The organism is [Clostridium] scindens (genome assembly GCF_019597925.1).
In the GTDB taxonomy this organism is placed as follows: domain Bacteria; phylum Bacillota; class Clostridia; order Lachnospirales; family Lachnospiraceae; genus Clostridium_AP.
In genome coordinates, this window is sequence record NZ_CP080442.1 from 1,720,209 (window position 1) to 1,743,873 (window position 23,665).

General features: G+C 50.2%; 22 protein-coding genes. 17 read left to right on the top strand and 5 right to left on the bottom strand.

Going from position 1 to position 23,665, the window contains the following annotated elements; genetic code table 11:
- Positions 1-132: 132 nt before the first annotated feature.
- The 7 genes from K0036_RS08305 (at position 133) to rseP (ending at position 6,651) form a co-directional block, all read left to right on the top strand.
- Complete coding sequence (locus K0036_RS08305) at positions 133-1,476, top strand: MATE family efflux transporter (RefSeq protein WP_025643767.1); 1,344 nt, start codon at positions 133-135, stop codon at positions 1,474-1,476.
- 86 nt (positions 1,477-1,562) lie between these two features.
- The gene (gene pyrH, locus K0036_RS08310) at positions 1,563-2,261 is read left to right on the top strand and encodes a UMP kinase (protein WP_025643760.1); all 699 of its coding nucleotides are present in this window, start codon (positions 1,563-1,565) and stop codon (positions 2,259-2,261) included.
- 19 nt (positions 2,262-2,280) lie between these two features.
- A complete protein-coding gene (gene frr / locus K0036_RS08315) occupies positions 2,281-2,832 on the top strand; it encodes a ribosome recycling factor (RefSeq protein WP_004607195.1) in 552 nt (183 codons plus the stop codon).
- Between the two features lie 58 nt (positions 2,833-2,890).
- Positions 2,891-3,622, top strand: a complete 732-nt coding sequence (locus K0036_RS08320) for an isoprenyl transferase (RefSeq protein ID WP_259283438.1) — start codon at positions 2,891-2,893, stop codon at positions 3,620-3,622.
- Positions 3,615-4,421: a phosphatidate cytidylyltransferase gene (locus K0036_RS08325; protein ID WP_025643756.1), complete on the top strand. Its 807-nt coding sequence runs from the start codon at positions 3,615-3,617 to the stop codon at positions 4,419-4,421. Before K0036_RS08320 ends, K0036_RS08325 begins: the two co-directional genes overlap by 8 nt.
- Before the next feature lie 47 nt (positions 4,422-4,468).
- The gene (locus tag K0036_RS08330; protein ID WP_173693204.1) at positions 4,469-5,611 is read left to right on the top strand and encodes a 1-deoxy-D-xylulose-5-phosphate reductoisomerase; all 1,143 of its coding nucleotides are present in this window, start codon (positions 4,469-4,471) and stop codon (positions 5,609-5,611) included.
- A gap of 8 nt (positions 5,612-5,619) precedes the next feature.
- Positions 5,620-6,651 carry an RIP metalloprotease RseP gene (gene rseP / locus K0036_RS08335; RefSeq protein WP_025643752.1) on the top strand — a complete coding sequence of 344 codons (1,032 nt, stop codon included), beginning with the start codon at positions 5,620-5,622 and terminating at the stop codon, positions 6,649-6,651.
- 85 nt (positions 6,652-6,736) lie between these two features.
- Here the strand turns inward: rseP and K0036_RS08340 are convergent, their stop codons facing one another.
- A complete protein-coding gene (locus tag K0036_RS08340; protein ID WP_025643750.1) occupies positions 6,737-8,002 on the bottom strand; it encodes a peptidoglycan-binding protein in 1,266 nt (421 codons plus the stop codon).
- Positions 8,003-8,168: 166 nt separating this feature from the next.
- Here K0036_RS08340 and K0036_RS08345 point away from each other — a divergent pair, with 166 nt between their 5' ends.
- From K0036_RS08345 to K0036_RS08390, 10 genes are all read left to right on the top strand, one after another.
- Positions 8,169-9,377, top strand: coding sequence for a transglutaminase domain-containing protein (locus K0036_RS08345; RefSeq protein ID WP_220431140.1), 1,209 nt, complete (start codon positions 8,169-8,171; stop codon positions 9,375-9,377).
- A 202-nt stretch (positions 9,378-9,579) separates the two neighbouring features.
- Positions 9,580-10,650: a carbamoyl phosphate synthase small subunit gene (locus K0036_RS08350; protein ID WP_025643747.1), complete on the top strand. Its 1,071-nt coding sequence runs from the start codon at positions 9,580-9,582 to the stop codon at positions 10,648-10,650.
- Entirely contained in the window at positions 10,650-13,847 is a 3,198-nt protein-coding gene (gene carB, locus K0036_RS08355) for a carbamoyl-phosphate synthase large subunit (protein ID WP_025643746.1), read from the top strand. The genes K0036_RS08350 and carB overlap by 1 nt, the downstream gene beginning before the upstream one ends.
- 162 nt (positions 13,848-14,009) lie before the next feature.
- The gene (locus K0036_RS08360; protein WP_025643745.1) at positions 14,010-14,528 is read left to right on the top strand and encodes an RNA polymerase sigma factor; all 519 of its coding nucleotides are present in this window, start codon (positions 14,010-14,012) and stop codon (positions 14,526-14,528) included.
- Complete coding sequence (locus tag K0036_RS08365; protein ID WP_220431141.1) at positions 14,525-15,322, top strand: hypothetical protein; 798 nt, start codon at positions 14,525-14,527, stop codon at positions 15,320-15,322. Before K0036_RS08360 ends, K0036_RS08365 begins: the two co-directional genes overlap by 4 nt.
- On the top strand, positions 15,303-16,190 hold the full coding sequence (locus K0036_RS08370) for an ABC transporter ATP-binding protein (RefSeq protein ID WP_025643741.1): 888 nt from the start codon (positions 15,303-15,305) through the stop codon (positions 16,188-16,190). The genes K0036_RS08365 and K0036_RS08370 overlap by 20 nt, the downstream gene beginning before the upstream one ends.
- A complete protein-coding gene (locus tag K0036_RS08375; protein WP_220431142.1) occupies positions 16,187-17,422 on the top strand; it encodes an ABC transporter permease in 1,236 nt (411 codons plus the stop codon). Before K0036_RS08370 ends, K0036_RS08375 begins: the two co-directional genes overlap by 4 nt.
- Before the next feature lie 144 nt (positions 17,423-17,566).
- Positions 17,567-18,205: a cell wall hydrolase gene (locus K0036_RS08380; RefSeq protein WP_025643737.1), complete on the top strand. Its 639-nt coding sequence runs from the start codon at positions 17,567-17,569 to the stop codon at positions 18,203-18,205.
- A gap of 92 nt (positions 18,206-18,297) precedes the next feature.
- Positions 18,298-18,972 carry a response regulator transcription factor gene (locus tag K0036_RS08385; RefSeq protein WP_025643735.1) on the top strand — a complete coding sequence of 225 codons (675 nt, stop codon included), beginning with the start codon at positions 18,298-18,300 and terminating at the stop codon, positions 18,970-18,972.
- Positions 18,969-19,970, top strand: coding sequence for a sensor histidine kinase (locus tag K0036_RS08390; protein WP_220431143.1), 1,002 nt, complete (start codon positions 18,969-18,971; stop codon positions 19,968-19,970). The genes K0036_RS08385 and K0036_RS08390 overlap by 4 nt, the downstream gene beginning before the upstream one ends.
- A 16-nt stretch (positions 19,971-19,986) precedes the next feature.
- On the opposite strand, the gene K0036_RS08395 is transcribed toward K0036_RS08390, so the two are convergent.
- The 4 genes from K0036_RS08395 to K0036_RS08410 are packed head-to-tail and all read right to left on the bottom strand — an operon-like array spanning position 19,987 to position 23,640.
- Complete coding sequence (locus K0036_RS08395) at positions 19,987-20,289, bottom strand: Crp/Fnr family transcriptional regulator (RefSeq protein WP_220431144.1); 303 nt, start codon at positions 20,287-20,289, stop codon at positions 19,987-19,989.
- Positions 20,290-20,306: 17 nt separating this feature from the next.
- Positions 20,307-20,624, bottom strand: coding sequence for a hypothetical protein (locus K0036_RS08400; RefSeq protein ID WP_220431145.1), 318 nt, complete (start codon positions 20,622-20,624; stop codon positions 20,307-20,309).
- An 18-nt stretch (positions 20,625-20,642) separates the two neighbouring features.
- Positions 20,643-22,454, bottom strand: coding sequence for an aryl-sulfate sulfotransferase (locus K0036_RS08405; protein WP_044955492.1), 1,812 nt, complete (start codon positions 22,452-22,454; stop codon positions 20,643-20,645).
- Positions 22,455-22,470: 16 nt separating this feature from the next.
- Complete coding sequence (locus K0036_RS08410; RefSeq protein WP_220431146.1) at positions 22,471-23,640, bottom strand: NAD(P)/FAD-dependent oxidoreductase; 1,170 nt, start codon at positions 23,638-23,640, stop codon at positions 22,471-22,473.
- Positions 23,641-23,665 lie beyond the last annotated feature (25 nt).

Here is a 23,665-nt window from a genome sequence, read left to right on the forward strand (position 1 = left end):
ATTTTCGCACATTTTTGGACAGAAGTGATATTGCAATTGATTCCTGCATTCTATATAATAGAAAAAGTTTTAAATGGCAAAGACCCTGATGACTGTCGGGGTCTTTTACACGTTCGGGCAGGAGGCAGAGAGATGAACAAGGAAATGACAGCGGGAAAGCCGGGAAAAATGATACTGAATTTTACGATTCCTATTTTTATCGGAAATATATTCCAGCAGCTCTACAGCATGGCAGATACGGTGATCGTAGGAAAATTCGTAGGAAATGAGGCTCTGGCAGCCGTGGGCGCATGTGGGACGCTGATGTTCCTGATCATCGGATTCCTGCTTGGCCTTACAGCCGGATTTACGGTGATAACGGCGCAGCACTATGGGGCGGGGAACCTGCAGGCCATGCGCCAGTCCGTGGCATCGGGGGCGATTCTGTCCGCGGCGGTATCCCTGATTCTTACCATTCTCAGTATGGCGATGATGAAGGACATCCTGCGCTGGATGCATACGCCAGCGGATATGTATGGCCAGGCATATGGGTATATTATGGTCATCTGCGGCGGAATTGCCGCCCAGACATTATATAACCTTCTGGCCAGCATCCTAAGGGCTCTTGGGGACAGCCGGCGCCCTTTGTATTTCTTGATCCTGGCAGCGCTTTTAAACATCGTGCTGGACCTTTTGCTCATTATCAAGTTCCGGATGGGCGCAGCCGGAGCGGCATATGCGACCGTCATATCCCAGGGCGTATCCGGGCTTTTGTGCCTGCTCTACATTATACGGAAGGTTCCTGAACTGCATCTTGGAAAAGAAGACTGGAAGATGAACTGGGATCTTGCAAAGTGGCAGATGAAGATTGGATTTCCTATGGCTTTCCAGTTCTCCATAACGGCAATCGGAACCATTGTGGTCCAGTCTGCCCTGAATATGCTGGGATCGGTAGCTGTTGCCGGATTCTCGGCTGCCAGCAAGATCGAGCAGGTGGTTACCCAGGCTTATGTGGCCCTTGGGACAGCCATGGCGACCTATTGTGCCCAGAACGTAGGAGCAGGCCGGATTGACCGTATACGCAAGGGATTCCGAAGCGCTGCCTGGATGGGTGCCGTCTATGCTGTGGCCACAGGAATCCTGATCTTCTTCTTTGGGAAATATATGACAGCCCTGTTTGTATCCCATAATGTGGGCAGGATCATGGAATATGTGGATATCTATCTGAAGTGCGTTGGCATCTCCTTTATCCCGCTGGCCGTTGTCAACCTGTATCGGAATGGGATACAGGGGATGGGATACGGCCTTCTTCCGATGACAGCGGGCATTGCGGAACTGATAGGGAGAAGCGGGGCGGCCCTTGCAGCCTCCCATTTTGGCAGCTATGCAGGCATCTGCCTGGCAAGCCCGGCTGCCTGGGTCCTGGCTGGAACGCTTCTGATCTGGATGTATGCCCGGATAATGAAGCAGTATAAATTAAAGGGAATGCTAAAGTAGCATATTCCCTTTTTCAAATTCCTATGCTATACTTTACTGTAAGTATGCGAAGGCATAAAGATAACAGAAGTAAGGAGCTTAAACTTATGAAAAGAGTACTATTAAAACTCAGCGGAGAAGCTCTCGCGGGGGAGAAGAAGACCGGATTTGACGAGGCCACCTGCATGGGAGTCGCCAGACAAGTGAAGCAGCTGGTGGATGATGGAATCCAGGTAGCGATCGTAACAGGAGGAGGAAACTTCTGGAGAGGGCGTACCAGCGAGACCATTGACCGTGTAAAGGCGGATCAGATCGGAATGCTTGCCACAGTCATGAACTGTATCTATGTATCTGATATTTTCCGCTATGCGGGGATGAAGACAGAGGTATTTACGCCTTTCGTATGTGGCGCGTTTACCACCTTGTTCTCGAAAGATGCGGCTGTGGAGGCTTTAAATGAAGGAAAGGTCATCTTTTTTGCAGGAGGGACCGGGCATCCTTATTTTTCTACCGATACAGGAGCTGTGCTCCGCGCCATCGAGATTGAGGCGGATGCGATGCTGCTTGCGAAAGCCATTGATGGGATCTATGACAGCGATCCGAAGGTAAATCCGCAGGCGAAGAAATATGACGAGATATCGATCCAGGAGATCATAGATAAGAAACTGATGGCGGTTGACCTTACGGCATCCATCATGTGCCTGGAGAACAAGATGCCTATGCTTGTATTCGGGCTGAACGAAGAGAACAGTATTGTGGAGACGATGACAGGAACCTTTACAGGAACGAAAGTAACTGTATCATAATAAGAGAGGAGAAGTAATTATGAATGAGAGACTACAGGTATATGAAGACAAGATGAAGAAGACGATGGCAAGCCTTGAAAGCGACCTTGCAACAATCCGTGCGGGACGCGCCAATCCCAACGTACTGAATAAGATTATGGTAGATTATTACGGGACTCCGACTCCGATCCAGCAGGTGGGCAACGTATCCGTGCCGGAGCCGCGCATGATTCTTATCCAGCCATGGGAGAAATCGATGGTAAAGGCAATCGAGAAGGCCATCCAGACTTCCGAGCTGGGCATCAATCCGACCAACGATGGATCCGCCATCCGGCTCGTGTTCCCGGAACTGACGGAAGAACGAAGAAAAGAACTGGTAAAGGATGTTAAGAAGAAGGGCGAGGGCGCCAAAGTGGCAATCCGCAATATCCGCCGTGACGGCAACGACGCGTTGAAGAAGCTGAAAGGATCAGAAGTGTCCGAGGATGAGATCAAGGATATGGAAGAGGAACTCCAGAAAGTAACGGACAAGTTCGTCAAAAAAGTAGACGAGGCAGTGGAGGCCAAATCCAAAGAAGTAATGACGGTTTAATGAGGATGGGGACAGGCCCAAAGTACACTGGGGCCTGTCCCCCCATTCATGGAAGGAGATCAGCCAAATGAATATACCGCAGCATGTTGCGATTATATTAGATGGAAATGGGCGCTGGGCCAAGTCAAAGGGAATGCCCCGCAATTACGGCCACGCTCAGGGAAGCAAGAATGTGGAGCGCATCTGCGAGGATGCATACCGGATGGGAGTAAAGTATCTTACGGTATATGCGTTTTCCACGGAGAACTGGAGCCGTCCGCAGGATGAAGTGGACGCGCTTATGAAACTTCTCAGAAACTATATGAAGACCTGCCTAAAGACCGCAGCGAAAAATGATATGAAGGTACGGGTGCTTGGGGACATCAGCCGTCTGGATGAGGATATCCGCAGCAGGATCCAGGAACTTACCGAGGCCACGAAGGATAATGGCGGGCTTAATTTCCAGATAGCCATCAACTATGGAAGCAGGGATGAGATTTTAAGGGCCGTCAGAAGACTGGCGGAAGACTGCGTGGAAGGAAGGCTTGCTCCGGCACAGATTGATGAGGCGGTTTTCGAAAGTTATCTGGATACCCATGATATACCCGACCCGGATCTGCTGATTCGCACCAGCGGGGAACTGAGGCTATCCAATTATCTGCTGTGGCAGCTGGCATATACGGAATTCTATTTTACCGATGTTCCGTGGCCGGACTTTACGAAGGAAGAACTGGCAAAGGCGATCGAGCATTACAATGCCAGGGACCGGCGGTATGGAGGAGTAAAGGAGGAACAGAAAGAAGATGTTTAAGACAAGGCTGTTAAGCGGCATCGTACTGGTGATCGTACTGATCGTTACGGTCGGCTATGGAGGCAATCTGCTGTTTGCCTTTTTGGGAATCATCAGCCTGATCGGGCTTACGGAGTTATACAAGGTTGTAGAAGTGCAGAAGAAGGCGCTGGGAACTGCAGGCTATTTGGCGGCAATCGTTTATTATGGGCTGCTGCTTACAGGGCATATGGAATATATGACAATGCTCTCCATCCTGTTCCTGATCCTGGTGATGGCAGTCTATGTATTTACCTTTCCCGCATACCGGGCAGAGCAGGTCATGACGGTGTTCTTTGGATTCTTCTATGTGGCAGTCATGCTTTCCTTCGTGTACCAGACCAGGATGCTGGCTGACGGAGGCGTAGTCGTATGGCTGATCTTTTTGAGTTCCTGGGGATGCGATACCTGTGCTTACTGCGTGGGAATGCTGATTGGCAAGCACAAGATGGCGCCGAGACTAAGCCCTAAGAAATCGGTGGAAGGCGGAATCGGCGGGGTGGCAGGCGCTGCTCTTTTGGGCGTATTGTTCGCGCTTGCTATGAACCAATGGGGAGGCGCGCAGGCCAATCCGCTTCATTATGCGATCATCTGCGCCGCAGGAGGCATGATATCCCAAGTGGGCGATCTGGCGGCTTCTGCAATTAAGCGCAACCACGACATTAAAGATTATGGCAAGCTGATCCCTGGCCACGGAGGAATCCTTGACCGGTTTGACAGCGTTATATTTACGGCGCCTGTCATCTATTACCTGGCGGCGCTGCTTGCCGGAAATATTTGATACTGACAGAGAAAGTATTGCCATATAATATCTAAGAGAGGTAATTTATGAAAAGAATAGCCATATTAGGATCCACCGGCTCCATAGGAACCCAGACGCTTGAGGTGGTCAGGGAAAATGGGGATATTGAAGTCCTGGGGCTGGCGGCAGGAAGCAACATCACTCTTTTGGAGGAGCAGATCAGACAATTCCATCCAAGACTGGCGGCCGTATGGTCCGAGGAGAAAGCCAGAGAGCTGCGGACGCGTATTGCCGATACGGATACGAAGGTCGTATCCGGGATGGATGGACTGATTGAAGTATCAATCCTTAAGGATACGGAGATACTAGTGACAGCCATAGTGGGGATGATAGGCATTCGGCCTACCATTGAGGCGATCAAGGCGGGGAAAGACATTGCGCTTGCCAACAAGGAAACGCTGGTTACGGCAGGACATATTATCATGCCGCTGGCCGCCGAAAAGAACGTATCCATCCTTCCGGTGGACAGCGAGCACAGCGCGATCTTCCAGTCCTTGCAGGGAAATGAGCACAAGGCCATACACAAGATTCTTCTGACAGCTTCCGGAGGGCCTTTCAGAGGAAAGACGGAAGAGGAACTGCTGGATATCAAGGTGGAGGATGCCTTGAAGCATCCCAACTGGTCCATGGGGCAGAAGATTACCATAGATTCCTCTACCATGGTGAATAAAGGGCTGGAAGTCATCGAGGCAAAGTGGCTCTTTCAGGTGGATGTGGATCAGGTACAGGTGATCGTGCAGCCCCAGAGCATCATTCATTCTATGGTTGAATATGTAGATGGCGCGATCATGGCAGAACTTGGGACGCCGGATATGAAGCTTCCAATCCAGTATGCGCTCTACTATCCGCAGCGGCGTTATCTTCCAGGCGAGCGGCTTGATTTTTATAACCTTGGGAGGCTGGAATTCGAGAAGCCCGATATGCGTACCTTCTATGGGCTGGCTCTTGCCTACGAGGCCGGAAGGGCCGGAGGAACACTGCCTACGGTATTTAATGCTGCAAATGAATTGGCAGTCAGCCAGTTTTTAAACCGTCAGATAAAATATCTGGAGATCATGGAAATCATCGAGGACTGTATGCAGGCCCATAAAAACATAGAGAATCCGACCCTTCAGCAGATTTTGGATACGGAAGCGGCAACTTATGAAAGAATCAACAGCAGGAGGTAGTTTACAACTTGGGTATTATATTAGCAATATTGATCTTTAGCTTCATCGTGTTTTTTCACGAACTGGGGCATTTTGTACTTGCGAAGAAGAATGGGATAGACGTTGAGGAATTCGCGATCGGCATGGGACCGCTGCTGTATTCCCGGGAATACAAAGGGACGAAATACGCTGTCAGGCTACTGCCGATCGGGGGATTCTGCGCGATGGGAGAAGATGAGGAGGCGACAGACTCTCCGAACAACTTCAACAATAAATCTGTCTGGGCAAGGATCTCTGTCATAGCGGCAGGACCCATCTTTAACTTCATACTGGCCCTGGTATTTGCTGTTATACTGACCGGAATGATCGGATACGACAAACCCGTGATCGGCGAGGTAGAGCAGGGATATCCCGCGGCGGAGGCGGGGATCAAAGAAGGGGATACCATCGTAAGAATGGGAGATAAGAAGATCAACGTATTCCGGGAGATCAATACTTATAACCAGTTCCATCAAGGAGAGAAGACGAAGATAACATTTATCCAGGATGGAGAGACAAAGACAGCCACCCTGACGCCGAAGATGGATGAAGAACTGAACTATTACCGGTTCGGCATATCCTCCAGCGGCTATACCAAAGCGGGGGTTCTAAGCGCATTGCAATATGGTGCCTATGAGGTAAAGTACTGGATATGTACGACGCTTGAAAGCCTGAAGATGCTTCTGACCGGGAAGATCGGGCTCAACCAGCTCTCGGGCCCGGTAGGAATTGTAGATGTGGTAGATGATACCTACAAGGCAAGCAAATCTTATGGAGGGTTCGCGGTGAGCGTCCAGCTCCTGAATATCGCGATTCTTCTGTCAGCCAACCTGGGGGTTATGAATCTTCTGCCATTGCCGGCTCTGGACGGAGGAAGGCTTGTCTTCCTGTTTGTAGAAGCCGTGCGCCGCAAACGTATTCCTCCGGAGAAGGAAGGATATGTGCATCTGGTAGGGATCGCCCTCCTGATGGTGCTGATGGTGTTTGTCATGTACAATGATATCAGAAGAGTCTTCTTCTGATGAAGTCAATAAGAAGCCGGATGCCGGAAAAGACAGTGAGGCAAGACTTTCTGTCTTTTCCGGCATCCGGCTTCTTTTATATGGCTTACTGTAGTTCGGCAATGCGGGATACGCCCACATAGACTTCGGATATTTTGTACCAGGTCCTGTAATCCACGGTTCCGGTCTGGGGCAGGCCAAATATAGATTGAAACCTTTCCACGGAAGCGGCAGTCGCAGGCCCGTAGATGCCATCGGCGTCGACTCTGGGAAGGGCGGGATAGGCGCCGGCGATTACATTCAGCTGTTCCTGCATCTGCCGCACCTTGCTGCCGGAAGATCCGATTTCCAGCGTATAGCCGGGCCAGGACGATGGAATGCCGGAGATGGCTTCCGCCGTATTGATGTACATATCGTCCCCATAATAGTAGCGTAGGATTTCAATGGCAGAATAACCCTGATCGCCCAGAGCCTTCGAGCCCCACTGCGTCATCCAGTTGGGACACTGCACCTGCCTGCCGTCGCAGTACTGGGTGAGGATTGGCTGACGGACATTGGGACGGGAGAGATAGTCCGCAAATAATTCGTCTACAATGACGGATATGGTGTCGAAGATGTTGCGCTCCGGAATCCACTTGTGGTCAAACGCGGTGGAGGAGGTTATGGTGAAATCATAGCCCTGGTTGCGATACCATTCCGTATAGACCCGGTTCAGGGTGAAGGACATAATCGCCAGGATATTTGCGCGTATGGTATTAGTTGGCCAGGTGGCATAGATCTCGCTGGAGGCCACATTCTTAATATAATCCTTATATCTGACATAGTAGTTGCTGGCAGTGGTATCCCTGGGGCTTCCGTCATGGACGACGATAAACTCCGGTACGACGACGCGGCTCAGGACGATCTCGCCGGTCTCGGTTACTGGCTTTATCTCGTCTTCGGGTATTTTAGGAGGGTAAGTTCCATATAATGTATGTGCAGGTATGACGAATATCCGTTCAGAGGGCTGAGGCGAGTCCATGGGCTTTAGTGTCAGGTTCTGGACGGCAGTTACCGTAGGAAGTATCTCGGCGCCGGCAATGCTGACAGGCTCATATCCCGGAGCCTCTATCTGAAGCGTATATTCAGAATAGGGCTGTTCCTCGATCGCGGGGTTCAGACTGTAATCCAAAGGCGGGGCAGCAAGCTCGATCGTTTCTGTCTGTCCGGAAGAGTCGGTGGTCAGCTGTTCCAGCTGGCTGTCAGGGACTCCGGTATAGGAGATAGAGACGGTAGCGTCAGCCACAGGACTGGCGGTGACATCAGATGTAATATTAATCTGCAGCCGCCCTTTATCAGGAGTGTCTGGCTGGGTTGGATTTACGACATTCATATAAGTACCTCATAGAGACTCTATTACTGTTATCATATGAAATAAGGGAGAAAAAGTTACTCTATTGTACAATCAGGCCAAAGCGAATATAATGTTTTTAATGAATCGGCGGATACGTCGGCAAGACGGATGCAGGAAGGCAATAAAGAGCATATAAGGAGCATATATGGGAAGAAGGAAGAAAAAGGGATATCTACATATCGTGACGTGGGGAATGGCGGTTCTTTGCCTCTTTCTCGTGGCCGCCTGCGCTGCCTGTATCGGCAAGGACGTGCAGAAAGGAATCGAGAAAGGACTGAAGGAGAAGGGGAGCATTCCCTACCAGGAAGTGGGCATATCGGATGACGAGCTGAGTCGGAAATATTATTACCAGCAATTAGAAGATGGAGAGAAGCAGGCGTATAAAGAGATTGTCCAGGGAGTGAAGGAGAATGTAGAGGAGATCTATGTCCATGCATCCGATGCGGACAGGACGAATATGCTGTTTCAGTACGTATTGAAAGATTTCCCGGAGATATTCTGGTGCGACGGGATGACGACTTCGACTTCTTATGAGGGAAGCGAGGCCTATACGGTTCTTAAGCCGGTCTACCTGTATGATGCAGGGCAGAAGGAGGCAATGAAGGCCAAGATCGAAGCTTCGGTGAATGAATGTCTGGCATCCATGCCTGCGAAAGATACGGATTACCAGAAGATCCTATATGTCTACGAATATATTGTAAATACGGTGGATTATGACCTTGAGGCAGCAGACAATCAAAACATATACAGCGTATTTGTCAACCGCCGTTCCGTATGCGCGGGATATTCCAAGGCTACCCAGTATCTGCTGGAAAGGCTGGGCGTGTTCTGCACTTATGTGACAGGAACTACCTTGGATGGCCAGAGCCATGCATGGAATCTGGTCAGATGCAGCGGTAATTACTATTATGTGGACACTACGTGGGGAGATCCCGTATTCCAGGCAGCGGAAGGGGAAGAGGTGAACCAGCAGCAGATGATCAGTTATGACTACATGTGCTGCAATGATGAGGAACTGTTCAAGACCCATACGCCGGATCAGGATGTAGCGCTGCCGGCCTGTCAGTCCATGGCGGAAAACTATTATGTTGTCAATGGCATGTATTATGAATCTTATGACAGCAAAGAGGCGCTTCAGAAAATGAATGAAGTCATATCATCCAGGTCCAATCCAGTGGTCTTTAAGTTTGCCGACAGCGGATTGTACGGCCAGGCCCATGACTCCATCCTGCAGGACGTAGTGCGAAGAGCCGCCCAGAATCTGGCAGACTGGTATGGGCTTGGGGAGGTGAAATATCAATACATGGATGAGCCGGAATTGAATAAGATTACGATATTCTGGCAGTACGAATAAAAATTATGTTGAAAATCCATCCTTTTTGTAGTATAATTTTTACAATTTGTGAAGACAAGGATTGTCGACGATAAAATGGTAGAGGAACAGGCAGTTGTGTGCTCGCACAGACTGCCTGTTTTTCAAAAAGCGGCAGCCTTAGGCTCCCAGATACAGGAAGGGAGCCCGCAATAGCAGCAAAAGGAAGGGAAAGGGTGGATATATGAAAGCATTTCTAATACTAGAAGATGGAACCGTCTTTACCGGAACCAGTATTGGCTCCACGAGGGATATGATTAGCGAGATTGTGTTTAACACTTCAATGACCGGATATCTTGAGGTGTTGACCGACCCTTCTTATGCCGGACAGGCAGTGACAATGACCTATCCGCTGATTGGGAATTATGGCATTACGCCGGATATGGAATCGAAGAAGGCGTGGCCCGATGGCTACATTGTAAGGGAACTATCCCGAATGCCAAGCAATTTCCGCTCGCAGGGTACGATCCAGGAGTTCCTGGAAAAGCAGGACATTCCCGGCATCGCAGGGATCGATACCCGGGCGCTGACCAAGATCCTAAGGGAAAAAGGCACGATGAACGGAATGATTACAACCAATGAGGACTATGACATCGATGAAGTGATAACCAGGCTGAAGGCCTACATAGTTGGCGACGTCGTATCAGAAGTCTCATGCAATGAACCATACGTCTTAGAAGGCAATGGACCAAAAGTCGCTCTGATGGACTTTGGAGCAAAGAATAACATTGCCCGATCTTTAAGCCGGCGAGGATGCAAGGTGACGGTATATCCGGCCCATACTTCCGCCGAAGATATCATAAAAGCAGATCCGGACGGAATCATGCTGTCCAACGGTCCCGGAGACCCAGAGACCTGCGTATCTATTATTCAGGAAATCAAGAAATTATACAATTCAGACATTCCAATATTTGCTATTTGTCTGGGGCATCAGCTGATGGCTCTTGCGAATGGCGCAAAGACATACAAATTAAAGTATGGCCATCGGGGCGGAAACCATCCGGTCAAGGATCTGAGCAGCAACAGAGTGTATATCTCGTCCCAGAATCATGGATATGCGGTAGATGCGTCCACCATGGATCCATCCATTGCGAAAGAGGCGTTTGTAAATGTGAATGATGGCACGAATGAGGGGCTTTCCTATGAGGGAAAGAATATCTTCACCGTGCAGTTCCACCCGGAGGCATGCCCGGGACCGCAGGATTCCGGCTATCTGTTTGACCGGTTCATGGATATGATGAAAGGAGCGAGATAATGCCTAGGAATAAAGAGATAAAGAAAGTATTGGTAATCGGCTCCGGCCCAATCATTATCGGCCAGGCCGCAGAATTTGACTATGCCGGCACGCAGGCCTGCCGTTCCTTAAAGGAGGAAGGGCTGGAAGTGGTGCTTCTGAATTCGAACCCTGCCACCATTATGACGGACAAGGACATTGCGGACCGGGTATATATCGAGCCTTTGACGGTAGAAGTAGTCGAGCAGCTGATCTTAAAGGAGAAGCCGGACAGCGTGCTTCCTACCCTGGGAGGCCAGGCTGCCTTGAATCTGGCCATGGAACTGGAGGAAAATGGCTTCTTAAGGCGCAATAATGTGCGTCTGATCGGGACCACCTCCGAGACCATCAAGAAGGCGGAAGACCGTCTGGAATTCAAGACTACCATGGAGAAGATCGGGGAACCTTGCGCGGCATCCCTGGTGGTGGAAACTGTGGAGGCAGGCATCGAGTTCGCGGAAAAGATCGGCTATCCGGTGGTCCTGCGTCCGGCCTACACGCTGGGCGGCAGCGGCGGCGGTATTGCGCAAGACAGAGTGCAGCTGGTGGAAATTCTGGAGAATGGGCTTCGCCTGTCCCGCGTGGGGCAAGTCTTGGTCGAGCGGTGCATTGCCGGCTGGAAGGAGATCGAGTATGAAGTGATGCGGGACGGAAACGGCAACTGCATCACCGTGTGCAATATGGAGAATCTGGATCCGGTAGGCGTGCACACGGGAGACAGCATCGTAGTAGCGCCTTCGCAGACGCTGGGCGACAAAGAATACCAGATGCTGCGTACGTCTGCGCTGAATATTATCAGCGAGCTGAACATTACCGGGGGATGCAACGTGCAGTATGCCCTCCACCCGGAGACCTTTGAGTACTGCGTGATTGAAGTAAATCCGCGTGTCAGCCGTTCTTCAGCCCTGGCATCCAAGGCCACCGGCTATCCCATTGCCAAGGTTGCGGCCAAGATTGCTTTGGGCTATACGCTGGATGAGATACGAAACGCAGTGACCAGGAAGACGTATGCAAGTTTTGAGCCTATGCTGGACTACTGCGTGGTAAAGATTCCAAGGCTTCCTTTTGATAAGTTTATAAGCGCGAAGCGTACGCTCTCCACGCAGATGAAGGCGACAGGGGAAGTGATGAGCATCTGCGATAACTTTGAGGGGGCGCTGATGAAGGCTATCCGTTCGCTGGAACAGCATGTGGACAGCCTGATGTCCTATGATTTTACCCATTTGACGGATGAGGAACTGCAAGAGGAACTGGCCGTCGTAGACGACCGCCGCATCTGGAAGATCGCAGAAGCCATCCGAAGAGGAATGGGGTATGAAGAGATTCATTATATCACGAAGATTGATCAATGGTTTATCGACAAGATCGCCATTCTTGTAGAAATGGAGCAAAAATTGCAGAACCATTCTTTAAACGCACAGACATTGAGGGAAGCTAAGCGCCTGGAATTCCCGGACAGCGTGATCGCAAGGCTGACAGGCAATACAGAGCGCCAGATTCATGATATGCGGCTGGAGTATGGAATTACGGCATCCTATAAGATGGTTGACACCTGCGCGGCAGAATTCGCGGCAGAGACTCCTTACTACTATTCGGTGTTTGGCAGTGAGAATGAGGCGGTACAGACTTCCGGAAGGAAGAAGGTCCTGGTTCTGGGCTCCGGCCCGATCCGTATCGGACAGGGCATCGAGTTTGACTTCTGCTCCGTGCACTGTACCTGGGCATTTGCCAAGGAAGGGTATGAGACGATCATCGTCAATAATAACCCGGAGACGGTCAGCACCGACTTTGATATCGCGGATAAACTGTATTTCGAGCCCCTTACGCCGGAAGATGTGGAAAGCATCGTAGACTTGGAGCAGCCGGACGGGGCTGTGGTCCAGTTTGGAGGCCAGACGGCCATCAAGCTGACGGAGGCGCTGATGAAGATGGGCGTTCCAATTCTTGGGACATCCGCAGAGAATGTAGACGCGGCAGAAGACCGGGAACTATTCGACGAGATCCTGGAGCAGTGCCAGATTCCAAGGCCTACAGGCGGGACCGTATTTACGGCCGAAGAGGCCAAAGAAGTTGCAGGGAGGCTTGGCTATCCGGTTCTTGTAAGGCCATCCTACGTTCTTGGAGGCCAGGGGATGCAGATTGCCATCAACGACCATGATATCGACGAGTTCATCGGCATCATCAACCGAATTGCCCAGGATCACCCGATTCTGGTAGATAAATATCTCCAGGGAAAGGAGATCGAGGTGGATGCCGTATGCGACGGAGAGGATATCCTGATACCAGGCATTATGGAGCATATAGAACGGGCCGGAATCCATTCCGGCGATAGCATCTCCGTGTATCCGGCACAAAGCATATCGGAGAAGACTAAGCGTACGATTGAGGACTACACGAAGAAACTGGCGCGCTCTTTGCATGTCATTGGGCTGATCAATATCCAGTTTATCGTGTGCGGGGAGGATGTGTATGTGATTGAGGTAAATCCCAGATCCAGCCGTACGGTTCCGTATATCAGCAAGGTGACGGGAATCCCCATCGTTCCCCTGGCAACGAAGGTTATCATCGGACATAAGATCCGGGAGCTGGGCTATGAACCCGGACTTCAGCCGGAAGCGGATTATTTTGCCGTCAAGATGCCGGTATTCTCTTTTGAGAAGATCCGGGGAGCGGATATCAGCCTTGGGCCTGAGATGAAGTCCACCGGCGAATGCCTCGGAATTGCAAGGACCTTTGACGAGGCCTTGTACAAGGCCTTCCTTGGCGCGGGCATCAAGCTTCCAAAGTATAAGAATATGATCCTCACGGTGCGGGATGAGGACAAGGAAGAGGCGGTGGAGATCGGCCGCAGGTTTGAGCGGATCGGATACCGTATATTTGCCACCAGAGGAACGGCCGAAGCCCTGAAGGCAGGAGGGGTGAAGGCCAATGCGGTCAATAAGATCGAGCAGGAGTCCCCGAACCTTATGGATCTGATTCTGGGACATAAGATTGATCTTGTCATAGACACGCCGCCTCAGGGAGCAGACCGTTCCAGGGATGGATTCGTTATCCGCAGAAATGCCATCGAGACCGGCGTCAATGTGCTTACGGCCATTGATACGGCAAAGGCTTTGATCACCAGCCTGGAGAACACGGATATCAAGAAACTGACGTTGATCGATATCGCCAGGATATAAAGATAAAAGAACCGGAGTCTCAAACTCTCTTTCAGAGAAACAAGCGATATGACAGGCTTGTATTCCTGAAAGAGAGTTTTTTAAATAGTTTGCAGATGATCTGATCATTTTGCTTTCCTCACCCGTTATCTATATAGGGGACGCCCTTAAGGAGGATTGGTTTTGACGCGCGAAAATGAACTGTTACGGAAAATTGAAAAAGGCGATGCATCATGCTGGGAAGAACTGGCTGCCATGTACTACGACGACATCCTCCGCTACTGCCTGTACCACACCAGGGATCGGGAAACGGCAGAAGATGCCGTGCAGGAGACGTTTCTTAAGGTGATCCGCTATTTCCCAAGATATAAGAATAAGGGGAAGTTCCGGGCATTCCTATATAAGGTAGCTTCCAATACTTGCGTGGACACGTGGAGGCAGAGCAGGGAAATGCATCTGACGGAACAGATCGAATATCAGGAGGCAGGGTTTGCGCATTCTGAATCCGAGGAAGGGTTCCGGCAGATCGTGGAGATGCTGCCCGAAGACCAAAGGGAAGTCATATACCTGCGTTTTGCCCATGATCTTACCCTGCGGGAGACCGCCAAGGTGTTGGGAATCCCGATGCGAACGGTCCAATCCCGGCAAAGAGCCGGATTAAAAAAGATTGAAGAAAAGATCGGAAAGGAGGAAGCGCGTTGAGAAAAACGTTAGAAAAAGAACTGGCTGCGGCACTGAAAGCAAAACTTCCAGAGAATACAAACGCGCATAAAGAGCAGATGCTGGAATCCATCCGGCAGATGCAGGCGCTTAAGCAGAGAGGAAGAAAGATAGGATTTATAAGATTCCTCCTTCGACAGGTTCCGTTTGTAGCAAAAAAGCTCTGGGCGATGCAGGGACTTATGGCTATGGCAGTATTCGTAGTTTTATATAGTACGCTGGATGGGGATCTTGGGTATCTCGGCATCCGCCATATCCCGGCTTTGCTGGGAGGGCTGGCGGTATCTCAGATCATGCTGGCGATACCGTTCATGCAACGTTCATTCCAGTATCGCATGTATGAGATCGAAGCGTCTACCAGACTGTCCTATACAAGCCTTGTCATGGCGAATATGATCCTGATGGCAGCAGGCAGCATGGCCGTATTTTCCATCTGTGCCGTTGTGACCTCGATTGGCCTGAAACTGCCGGGCATGGATATGATGCTGTATTTCCTTCTTCCATTTCTCGTGGCAGGCAGCGGATGCTTCTGGATACTGAATGGAATTAGAAGGTCCGGAAATCAGGATGTGGGGACCGGAATCTGCGAAGGATATTGTGCAGGCCTTATGGCGGCATTGCTGCTTCTAGCCAAGGCGATGCCCCAGGTCTACGAAACGATGGCCGCGTGGCGCATAGCCATGCTGATCATGCTGCCGGCGTCAGCCGTATCTGTATACTGGTTTATCAGACAATCCTCGCCAGAAAGGAGTGCTTATGAAATTAGAAATCTGTGATATTACAAAGCAATACAAAGACAAGCGGGCAGTGGATCATGTATCCCTGACGCTGACGCCCGGCATATGGGGGCTTTTGGGAGCCAATGGCGCAGGAAAGACCACCCTTATGCGTATGATAGCAGGAATCCAAAAGCCTACATCAGGATGTATCCGGTATGATGGCATTGAGATTGGAACATTAAAGGAAGCCTACCGGGATGTCTTTGGATACCTGCCGCAGGAGTTTGGATTCTATCCAGGCTTCCATGTATGGGAGTATCTGGAATATATCGCGGCTCTCAAAGGCCTTGGAAAGGCGGAGACAAAGAAGAAGATTGAAGGGCTTCTGGAAATGCTGTCGCTTCAGGAGGTAAGAAAGAAGCAGATATCCAAACTGTCCGGAGGCATGAAGCGCAGGGTTGGAATTGCGCAGGCAATGCTCAATGATCCGGAAGTGCTGATCTTAGATGAGCCTACCAGCGGGCTGGACCCAGGAGAGAGAGTCCGGTTCCGCAACCTTCTCTCAGAATTTGCCAGGGGCAGGATCGTGCTGATATCTACGCATATCGTCTCAGATGTGGAATATATTGCTACCTGCAATGCGATCATGAAAGAAGGGAAGATTATTGCCACCGGGGAGACGGAAAAACTGGTGCGGGAAGTGGACGGGAAGGTATGGAATGCCCAGATCGATCCCAGGGAGCTTGCAGCTTTTGAACAGAGGGTGCCAATACTAAATGTCTATAATAAAGAGGATGGAGACTTGCAGGTCCGCTATCTGGCGGATTCGGCTGTTATACCAGGCTCAGTAAAAGCGGAGCCACGAATGGAAGACTTATATCTGTGGCTGTTCCCGGAACATGCAAGAGAGGAGGCAGTAAGATGAGACTGTTATGCTTAGAACTAAAGAGGCTTGTTAAGACCCGCTCAACCTGGATGCTTCTTGCTGCCGCCTTGATCCTGTCAGCGGTACTGGCATATTTTCCCATATCTTTCGTGACTTCCTATAAGACAGATGCAAATGGGAATACGGTGAAGCTTACAGGGATAGAAGCAATCCAGAATAAGAAGGAGCAGGAGCAGGCCATAGCCGGGTTGATAACGGAGGAAAAGGTGGCAAAGGCAGTCAAGGACTTTCGGGAATGCTATCAGGAATATGGAAGCGCTTTTCCTCCGGAGGTTCCGATGGAGGTGTATAATGAGAAGATAGCGCCCCAGTATCCGGTTCTGGAACAGGCAGCCAGGGTGCTTGCAGATTCTCAGGTGTACGTGGATACCATGACGGACGCGGATATTTCTCCCGAAGATGCCACCGGGTTTTATGAAAAATACCGAGAACGTTTGAAACAGATGGGAAAGGATGAGAAAGAGCAGGTAGAGATCGAAAGACTCAGCGCGGATATTGAGACGCCGTTTACCTATGTGCCGGGGTTTTCTTCGGAATCCTATGATTATCTGGTCTTGTATCTGTTTCTTCTGATGTTTATCTTCGCGGTTATCGCAGCGCCTGTGTTCTGCGCAGAGTATCAGACCGGCGCTGACAGCATCCTTCGCTGCGCTAAGTATGGACGCATGCGGCTGGCCGCTACAAAGATCGGGGCCATGCTGATCATTTTCCTGGCGACGTTCTGCGCGGGAACCGCGGTCTTCCTTCTGATTACGAATCAGGCCTTCGGATGGGAAGGACTTCAAACTTCCCTGCAGATGCTGCGGTCAGCATTCGTGATGCCGCAGATGACGCTGGGAGAGGCCTGGACAACTGTCGTGCTGGCAGGCTTATGCTCCCTTCTTGCCACAGTCTGTGCTGCCCTATATCTGTCTTCCAGGTGCAGGAACGTGCAGTCTGCCATCATAGGAAGCATTGTACTGTGCATGCTGCCGACCATCATTTATATGGTGTCAAGCAGCAATGTGGCAGACATTCTAAGATGTATATTCCCATCAGGGGGAATCGGCTTGACGAATAGTTTTTTCTATGAATTGATGGGACTGCATTTTATCCACCTTGGCACTGGATATATCTGGACGCCGTATCTGATCATGGGCGCCGCAATCCTTGAGATTCCGCTGTTTCTGGTGTTGACCGCAGTGACTTACTGCCGTCGGGAATCTATTTAGATTTGACAGAAATGTGAAGATATGTTACGATACCCACTGTTGCAAATGTAACAAATTTGTAATAATTGTAATAAAGTTGAAATTTTTGAATATACTTTATTAAGACAATGTTCATGCATTGCAACAATAGGAGGGTATAAATTCATGATAAAAAATAAGAGACTGAGTTCGATGTTCGCGCTGTTTTCAGCCTGTTCATTGATGACAGTAGGATTTACCAGTCAGGCAGCCTCTTTACAGCCGGAAGTAAAGACTGCGGTAAGTACGAAGGAGAATATAGCGTCTGAAATACAATTGAATGCCTTGCAGGCAGTTCCGGCCAATATAGTAACATGTGCCAATTCGGCAGTAGACGAAGAAGTGAAAATAGCAGCCGAGGAAGCGGCAAGAAGGGAGCAGGAGGCGAGAGAGCAGGCAGAGCGCGAAGCCGAGGCTCAAAGAGCCGCGGTTCTTAAGCAAAGCCAGACGCTTCTTGCGTCCATCATCTTCTGCGAGGCCGGAAACCAGCCTTATGAGGGACAGGTAGCCGTAGGAGCGGTGGTTATGAACCGCGTAAACAGCGGCATCTATCCGAACAGCATAGAGGAAGTCATCTACCAGCCCGGCCAGTTTGGCCCGGTATCCACAGGATGGCTGGACAAAGTCAGAAGTTCCGGCGGCTATACCGATTCGGCCATGCAGGCGGCGGCAGACGCGCTGTCAGGAGCCAATCCGGTGGGCGGATGCCTATATTTTGACCAGGGCGGCTATGGCATGAGGATTGGAGACCACTACTTCCATTAATTTGACAAAACCACAAGAATTGTATAGGATGAAAGAGCAGGGGATATTAAGTCTTCTGCTCTTATTTTAACTTGCAGGATGGAGGAAAATCCGTGTATAGAATATTAGTGGTTGAAGACGACATGACCATCGCAAAAGCGCTGGCATCCCATTTGCGTAAATGGGACTATGAAGTGGCATGCGTAGAAGACTTTAAAAACGTAATGGAAATATTTGCGGAATATGATCCGCAGCTGGTGCTGCTGGACATCGTGCTGCCATTTTTTAATGGGTTTCACTGGTGCCAGGAGATCCGTCAGCTGTCAAAGGTGCCCATCATCTTTATCTCTTCGGCGGGGGATAATATGAACATTGTTATGGCGATGAATATGGGCGGGGATGAATTCATTGAAAAGCCCTTTGACCTGAACGTGGTGACGGCGAAAGTCCAGGCAATGCTAAGGAGAACCTATGCATTCCATGGCTCTGCCAATATCATTGAGCATCATGGGCTGCTGCTGAACCTGGGGGACGCATCTCTATCCTACCAGGGCGAAAAGATCGAGCTGACTAAGAATGAATTTAAGATATTCCAGACCCTGCTTGAGAATGCGGGCAAGATAGTCCCGCGGGATGATCTGATCACCCGGCTGTGGGAGAGCGACGAGTTCATTGACGAGAATACGCTGACGGTGAATATCGCGAGGCTTCGGAAGAAACTTGGCATTGCAGGCCTGGAAGACTGGATCGTAACGAAAAAAGGAATAGGATATATGGTGCAGGCATGAGATTGACAGGAAGATATATCAGGGATCATATCAGGGGAATAGGCATGTACGCCGGGATCATGGCCATATTTGCCTTGCTATTCTATTTGTATAATATCCCAATGGATGCGCTGGAATACGCCTTGCTTCTGAGTCTATTGTGGATTCTTGGATTTGTGGCGGCGGATTTTATGAACTGCAGAAGAAAGCACAGGGAACTGTTAAGGATGAAAGGAATCCTCCAGGTAAAATGGGAAGAATTGCCGAAGGCGGATACCCTGGCAGAATGGGACTACCAGCAGATAGTAAATGCGCTGTTTGAGAGCAGAAGCGAACTGGAGTCGGCGGCGCAGCTAAGCAGGCAGGATATGCTGGACTATTATGTGCTGTGGGCTCATCAGATCAAGACGCCGATCGCCGCCATGCGTATCCTTCTGCAGTCCCAGGAACTGACAGAAGAAAACGAAGAAGCGGTTAAGACTTTGAAGATGGAGCTATTTAAGATCGAGCAATATGTGGAAATGGTGCTGACCTATCTTCGGATGGAGTCCATGTCCTCGGATATGGTGCTTCAATGGTATGCCGCGGACGATATCGTGAAGCAGGCAGTCAAGAAATACTCCCAGCTGTTTATCCTGAAAAAGATCGCGCTTCGGATGGACATGCCAGAGGAGATGATCCTGACGGATGAGAAGTGGCTGGCCTTTGTCGTAGAGCAGATATTGTCCAATGCGCTGAAGTATACCAGCGAAGGGACGGTGTCTGTCTATATGAAGGAGAAGGAGCTGGTCATTGAAGATACGGGCATCGGGATCCAGGAAGAGGATGTTCCACGGGTGTTTGAAAAGGGATTTACCGGATTTAATGGACGAAGGGACAAGAAATCCACCGGCATCGGGCTGTATCTGTGCAAGACGATTCTGGACAGGCTGGGACACAGCATCCGTATAGAGTCGAAGGTGGGAGAGGGCACAAAAGTATTCCTCTATCTTGAAAGGGATATGCTTGATCCAGAGTAAGCGGCCGCCCGGCAAATCACAGAAGCTGTTCCAACGCCTGCTGATCAAGCAGGATCAATACATGGCCTTTGATGCGGAAATATCCCGCGTTCTCCATATGCTTGAGTTCCTGGTTTAAGGAAGAGCGGGATACATGGAGAGTATTGGCCCAGACTGTCTGAGATCTGGGGAGGGGAATATGCTCATCCTGGGACAGGTTATTCATGCTAAGAAGCCAGAAGGCGATCCGCTGGTGAATGGTCTGATAATGAAGGCAGTTCAGCAATGTCTGGTTCTTCATTCCCCGATGGGCGATATACAGCATAAAGGAATAGAGCATATCGTGATCTTCTTGTATCATACGCTCAAAAACAGAAGCCGGCATCCAGGCGACTTCTGTTTTTTTACGGCGATGAGGGAATAGGAATATATTTTATTCCCGGTAAAATAGAGGAACTCTGGAAAGATGTCATTATCCTCAAAGTATGCGCAGAATACATCATCGCCATTGACGGTATACTTTTCCGCCTTCAGGCAGCCATCCAGTACGATGCCGAACTCTTTGATCGCGGCACCTATTGGATGAATGACATATGCTGTCTTATAGGTTTCATAACGCAAGTATTGAGCATAGGTCTTATGATGCAGGCATTGATAGGCAAATGTCGTATCCACCAGAGTCCCTCCTTGCTTTTATACGAGTGCCTGATCCAGGAAATCACAGACATCATCGTAGTCTCGTTCTCCATTGAAACGCTGTATCTCTTTTCCGTGCTGGCAGACCATTACGACAGGTATGCCTTGTACGTTGCATGCGTCCACGATATCCTTATTCTCATCCACATTGACATAGCGGATATGGAAGCTGTCGTTAAATTCTTCATTCAAGGCTTCCTCAAGGACCGGATGAAGTGCTTTGCAGTGTACGCAGCGTTCAGCGCCGAATAAGATCAGAACAGGCTTATCGTCTTGTTTCAGTACCATGTCATTCCAATCTGACATGGAGTTGACCGGCTTAAATACATCCGTGTCAACTTGGAAGATCTTCTCTCGCTTTGACAGGTCTTCCTCGTCATCCGTCGCTACGCATAGGGCAACGTCCTGATAATAAGGAAGGGTTCCTTCTACATTGACAAACGTCTTGGCGCCAAATGATCCAGCGTTTGGCACGCGGAATTCAATGTTGTTGATCGGAGGAATCGGTATTTCCTTTGGCGCAGGCTCCTGCGGCACATAACTGTAAGGATAGCGGTAGGCGCGATAGATCATGTTGTTCTTTGGGCCGGTCTCGTTGTGCGTATAGTAGGGGGAGATCCACTCCCATACGATTTCATGATCCGTTGTTACTTCTATTATACGCCCGTCGCTTCCTTCTGTCACGAGGGTATTTCCATTTGGCAGGCGCTGGGCGCTGGAAACATAGGGACTGTAGAACTTGCTTGCATCCGTAGGGATTGCGTTTCCAAGTTCCTTGGGAGTCAGTTTCCATACGACTTCCAAAGTAACCGGATTGAATTCCAGTACGCGGCTGTAATCACGCAAGGCATTTTTCGAGCCGTTCCTGGAGCCTGGGTTTGGCACGCCATAGCCGGCCCAGCCGCCATTGTCGAATACCAGCAGATTGCCTTCTCCCGGAAGACCCTTTGGTATCATATGGAAATGATGCTGTCCGATGATCCAGCCTAATTTCCTGAGTTCGGGAGTCGCGTTAAAGTCCGGCCCGATCCTCCAGACGATATGCCCGGTCTCTTTATCCAGGATCGCCAGAATATTGGACTCGCGGCAGTCAAAGATAATGTTGTCAGGCTTGAAACGCTGGTCGCCCTGGTCATACCATTTGTTAGGCCCGAGGTAGCTCATGCAGTTGACGTGCTGATAGTCGCCAACTCCTCCGTCCGATGAACGCATATTTGGATTCCGGGCCAGGATATTAAGGGCGGCCTCGTCAAATCCAAGTTCGTCAAAGTGATCGGTGATGGACCATTTCCACAGGATGTTTCCTTCCCAGTCTACCTCGATCATGCAGTCATCCAGCAGTTTTTTGTCGGATACCTTGGGATTGTGCAGCGTCTGGTGTACCAGGATCAGAGTATTGCCTTCTAGTGGCTTTGCGTCCATGCCGGGAACATAATATCCTACCGGATTGCCTTCCCGCTGATAGTCATGGTGCTGGCGCGCCATCCAGCGGTGATCCCTTCCAGGGTCGTTGATTTCCTCAAACTTGTCAAATTCCCATATGATATTTCCGTCATAATCGATCTCGATCAGGTTGACGCCGTCCTGCATTCCATAATCAGGATGACGGTAGCCGGATAATCCCATGACGTATCCGCCGGGCAGAAGCTTAGGCGGCATGGCCTGCATATTCCACCTTCTGATCTCGTTGCCGTTCATGTCGAAGAGCAGCACGCCGTCGTTGATCAGCGGCACGATGGTGTATCCGTTCCAGCATTTCTCCGGGTTATAGACTGTTACTCCGTGAGGGAAAACACTTGGCTGTCCCATAATTCATTCCTCCATTCTATTGTTCCACTTTTATAAGTTTACCGTTATCATAGTAAGCGCAGGCCGGCGATGCATGCAGATCCAGCCGGTCATATAGTAATGTCTGCCTTGTAATGTCCTGGCGGACAATCTGATAGCTGTCCTTCAGGCTTAGTTCAATCTGGGTGGCTTTCTCGATCTGCGCGCTGTCATAAGGATTGTAGAAGATGAAAGCGATCTTGCCGCCGTCAGGGGCCAGAAGGGCATCTAGCTGCTTCTTCTCTTTTACATAGCGCTCGCTGGCGGTTGCGGCAACCGCGCCGTCGGCAGCAGAGGTGACGATCTGGCGCAGGAACGTCTGCGTGCAGTCGCCGATGGCATAGAGGCCCGGGATATTGGTTTCTTTCTTCTCGTTGGTCTTGATATAGCCTTTTGCGTCGCATTCTACGAGGTCTTTGACCAGATCTGTCTGCGGGATCATACCTACAAAGAAGAAGATACCATCCGTCTGTACTTCCGTGCTGGCTCCAGTCACTACATTTTTGATCACAAGGCTTTCTACCTTATCCTTTCCCTTGATCTCCTGCAGGGTAGAATTCCATATGAACTCGATCTTAGGGTTCTCGTATGCTGTCTTCGCCGCCACTTCATTACAGTCCAGATGCCCTTCTTCGTGCAGCACGATGATGGAGACCTTTGTGGCAAAGTCTGTCAGATAATCAGCCTCTTCAATTGCCTGATCCCCGGCCCCCAGCACGTAGATCTCTTTTCCCTTGAAGAATTCGGCATCGCAGGTCGCGCAGTAGGCGACGCCATGCCCGGCAAATTCAACTTCGCCAGGGATACCCAGGATTCTGGGTTTGGTGCCCATATCCAGGAAGATGCATCTGGCTTCAAAGTCGCCGCGCCGTTTGGTACGGACCAGAAAATTACCGTCCTCCTCCTTGAGGATCTCGGTTACGGTCGTACGCTTGAACTGATTGGTGGCATAGCTTTGGGCATGGGCCCGGAACTTTTCCATCAGTCCGGAACCGCTGTCGGTTATGGTTCCCGGATAGTTGCGGATTTCCCTTGTGTCATTGACGCGGCCGCCATAATTGCCTTTTTCGATCAGCAGCGTCTTGCGCTGCGCCCGTCCGGCATAGATGGCTGCCGAAAGCCCGGCGGGGCCTCCGCCGATAATAATGACATCGTACATCTCGTTCATGTTTACCACTCCTTTGCTTGTGTTT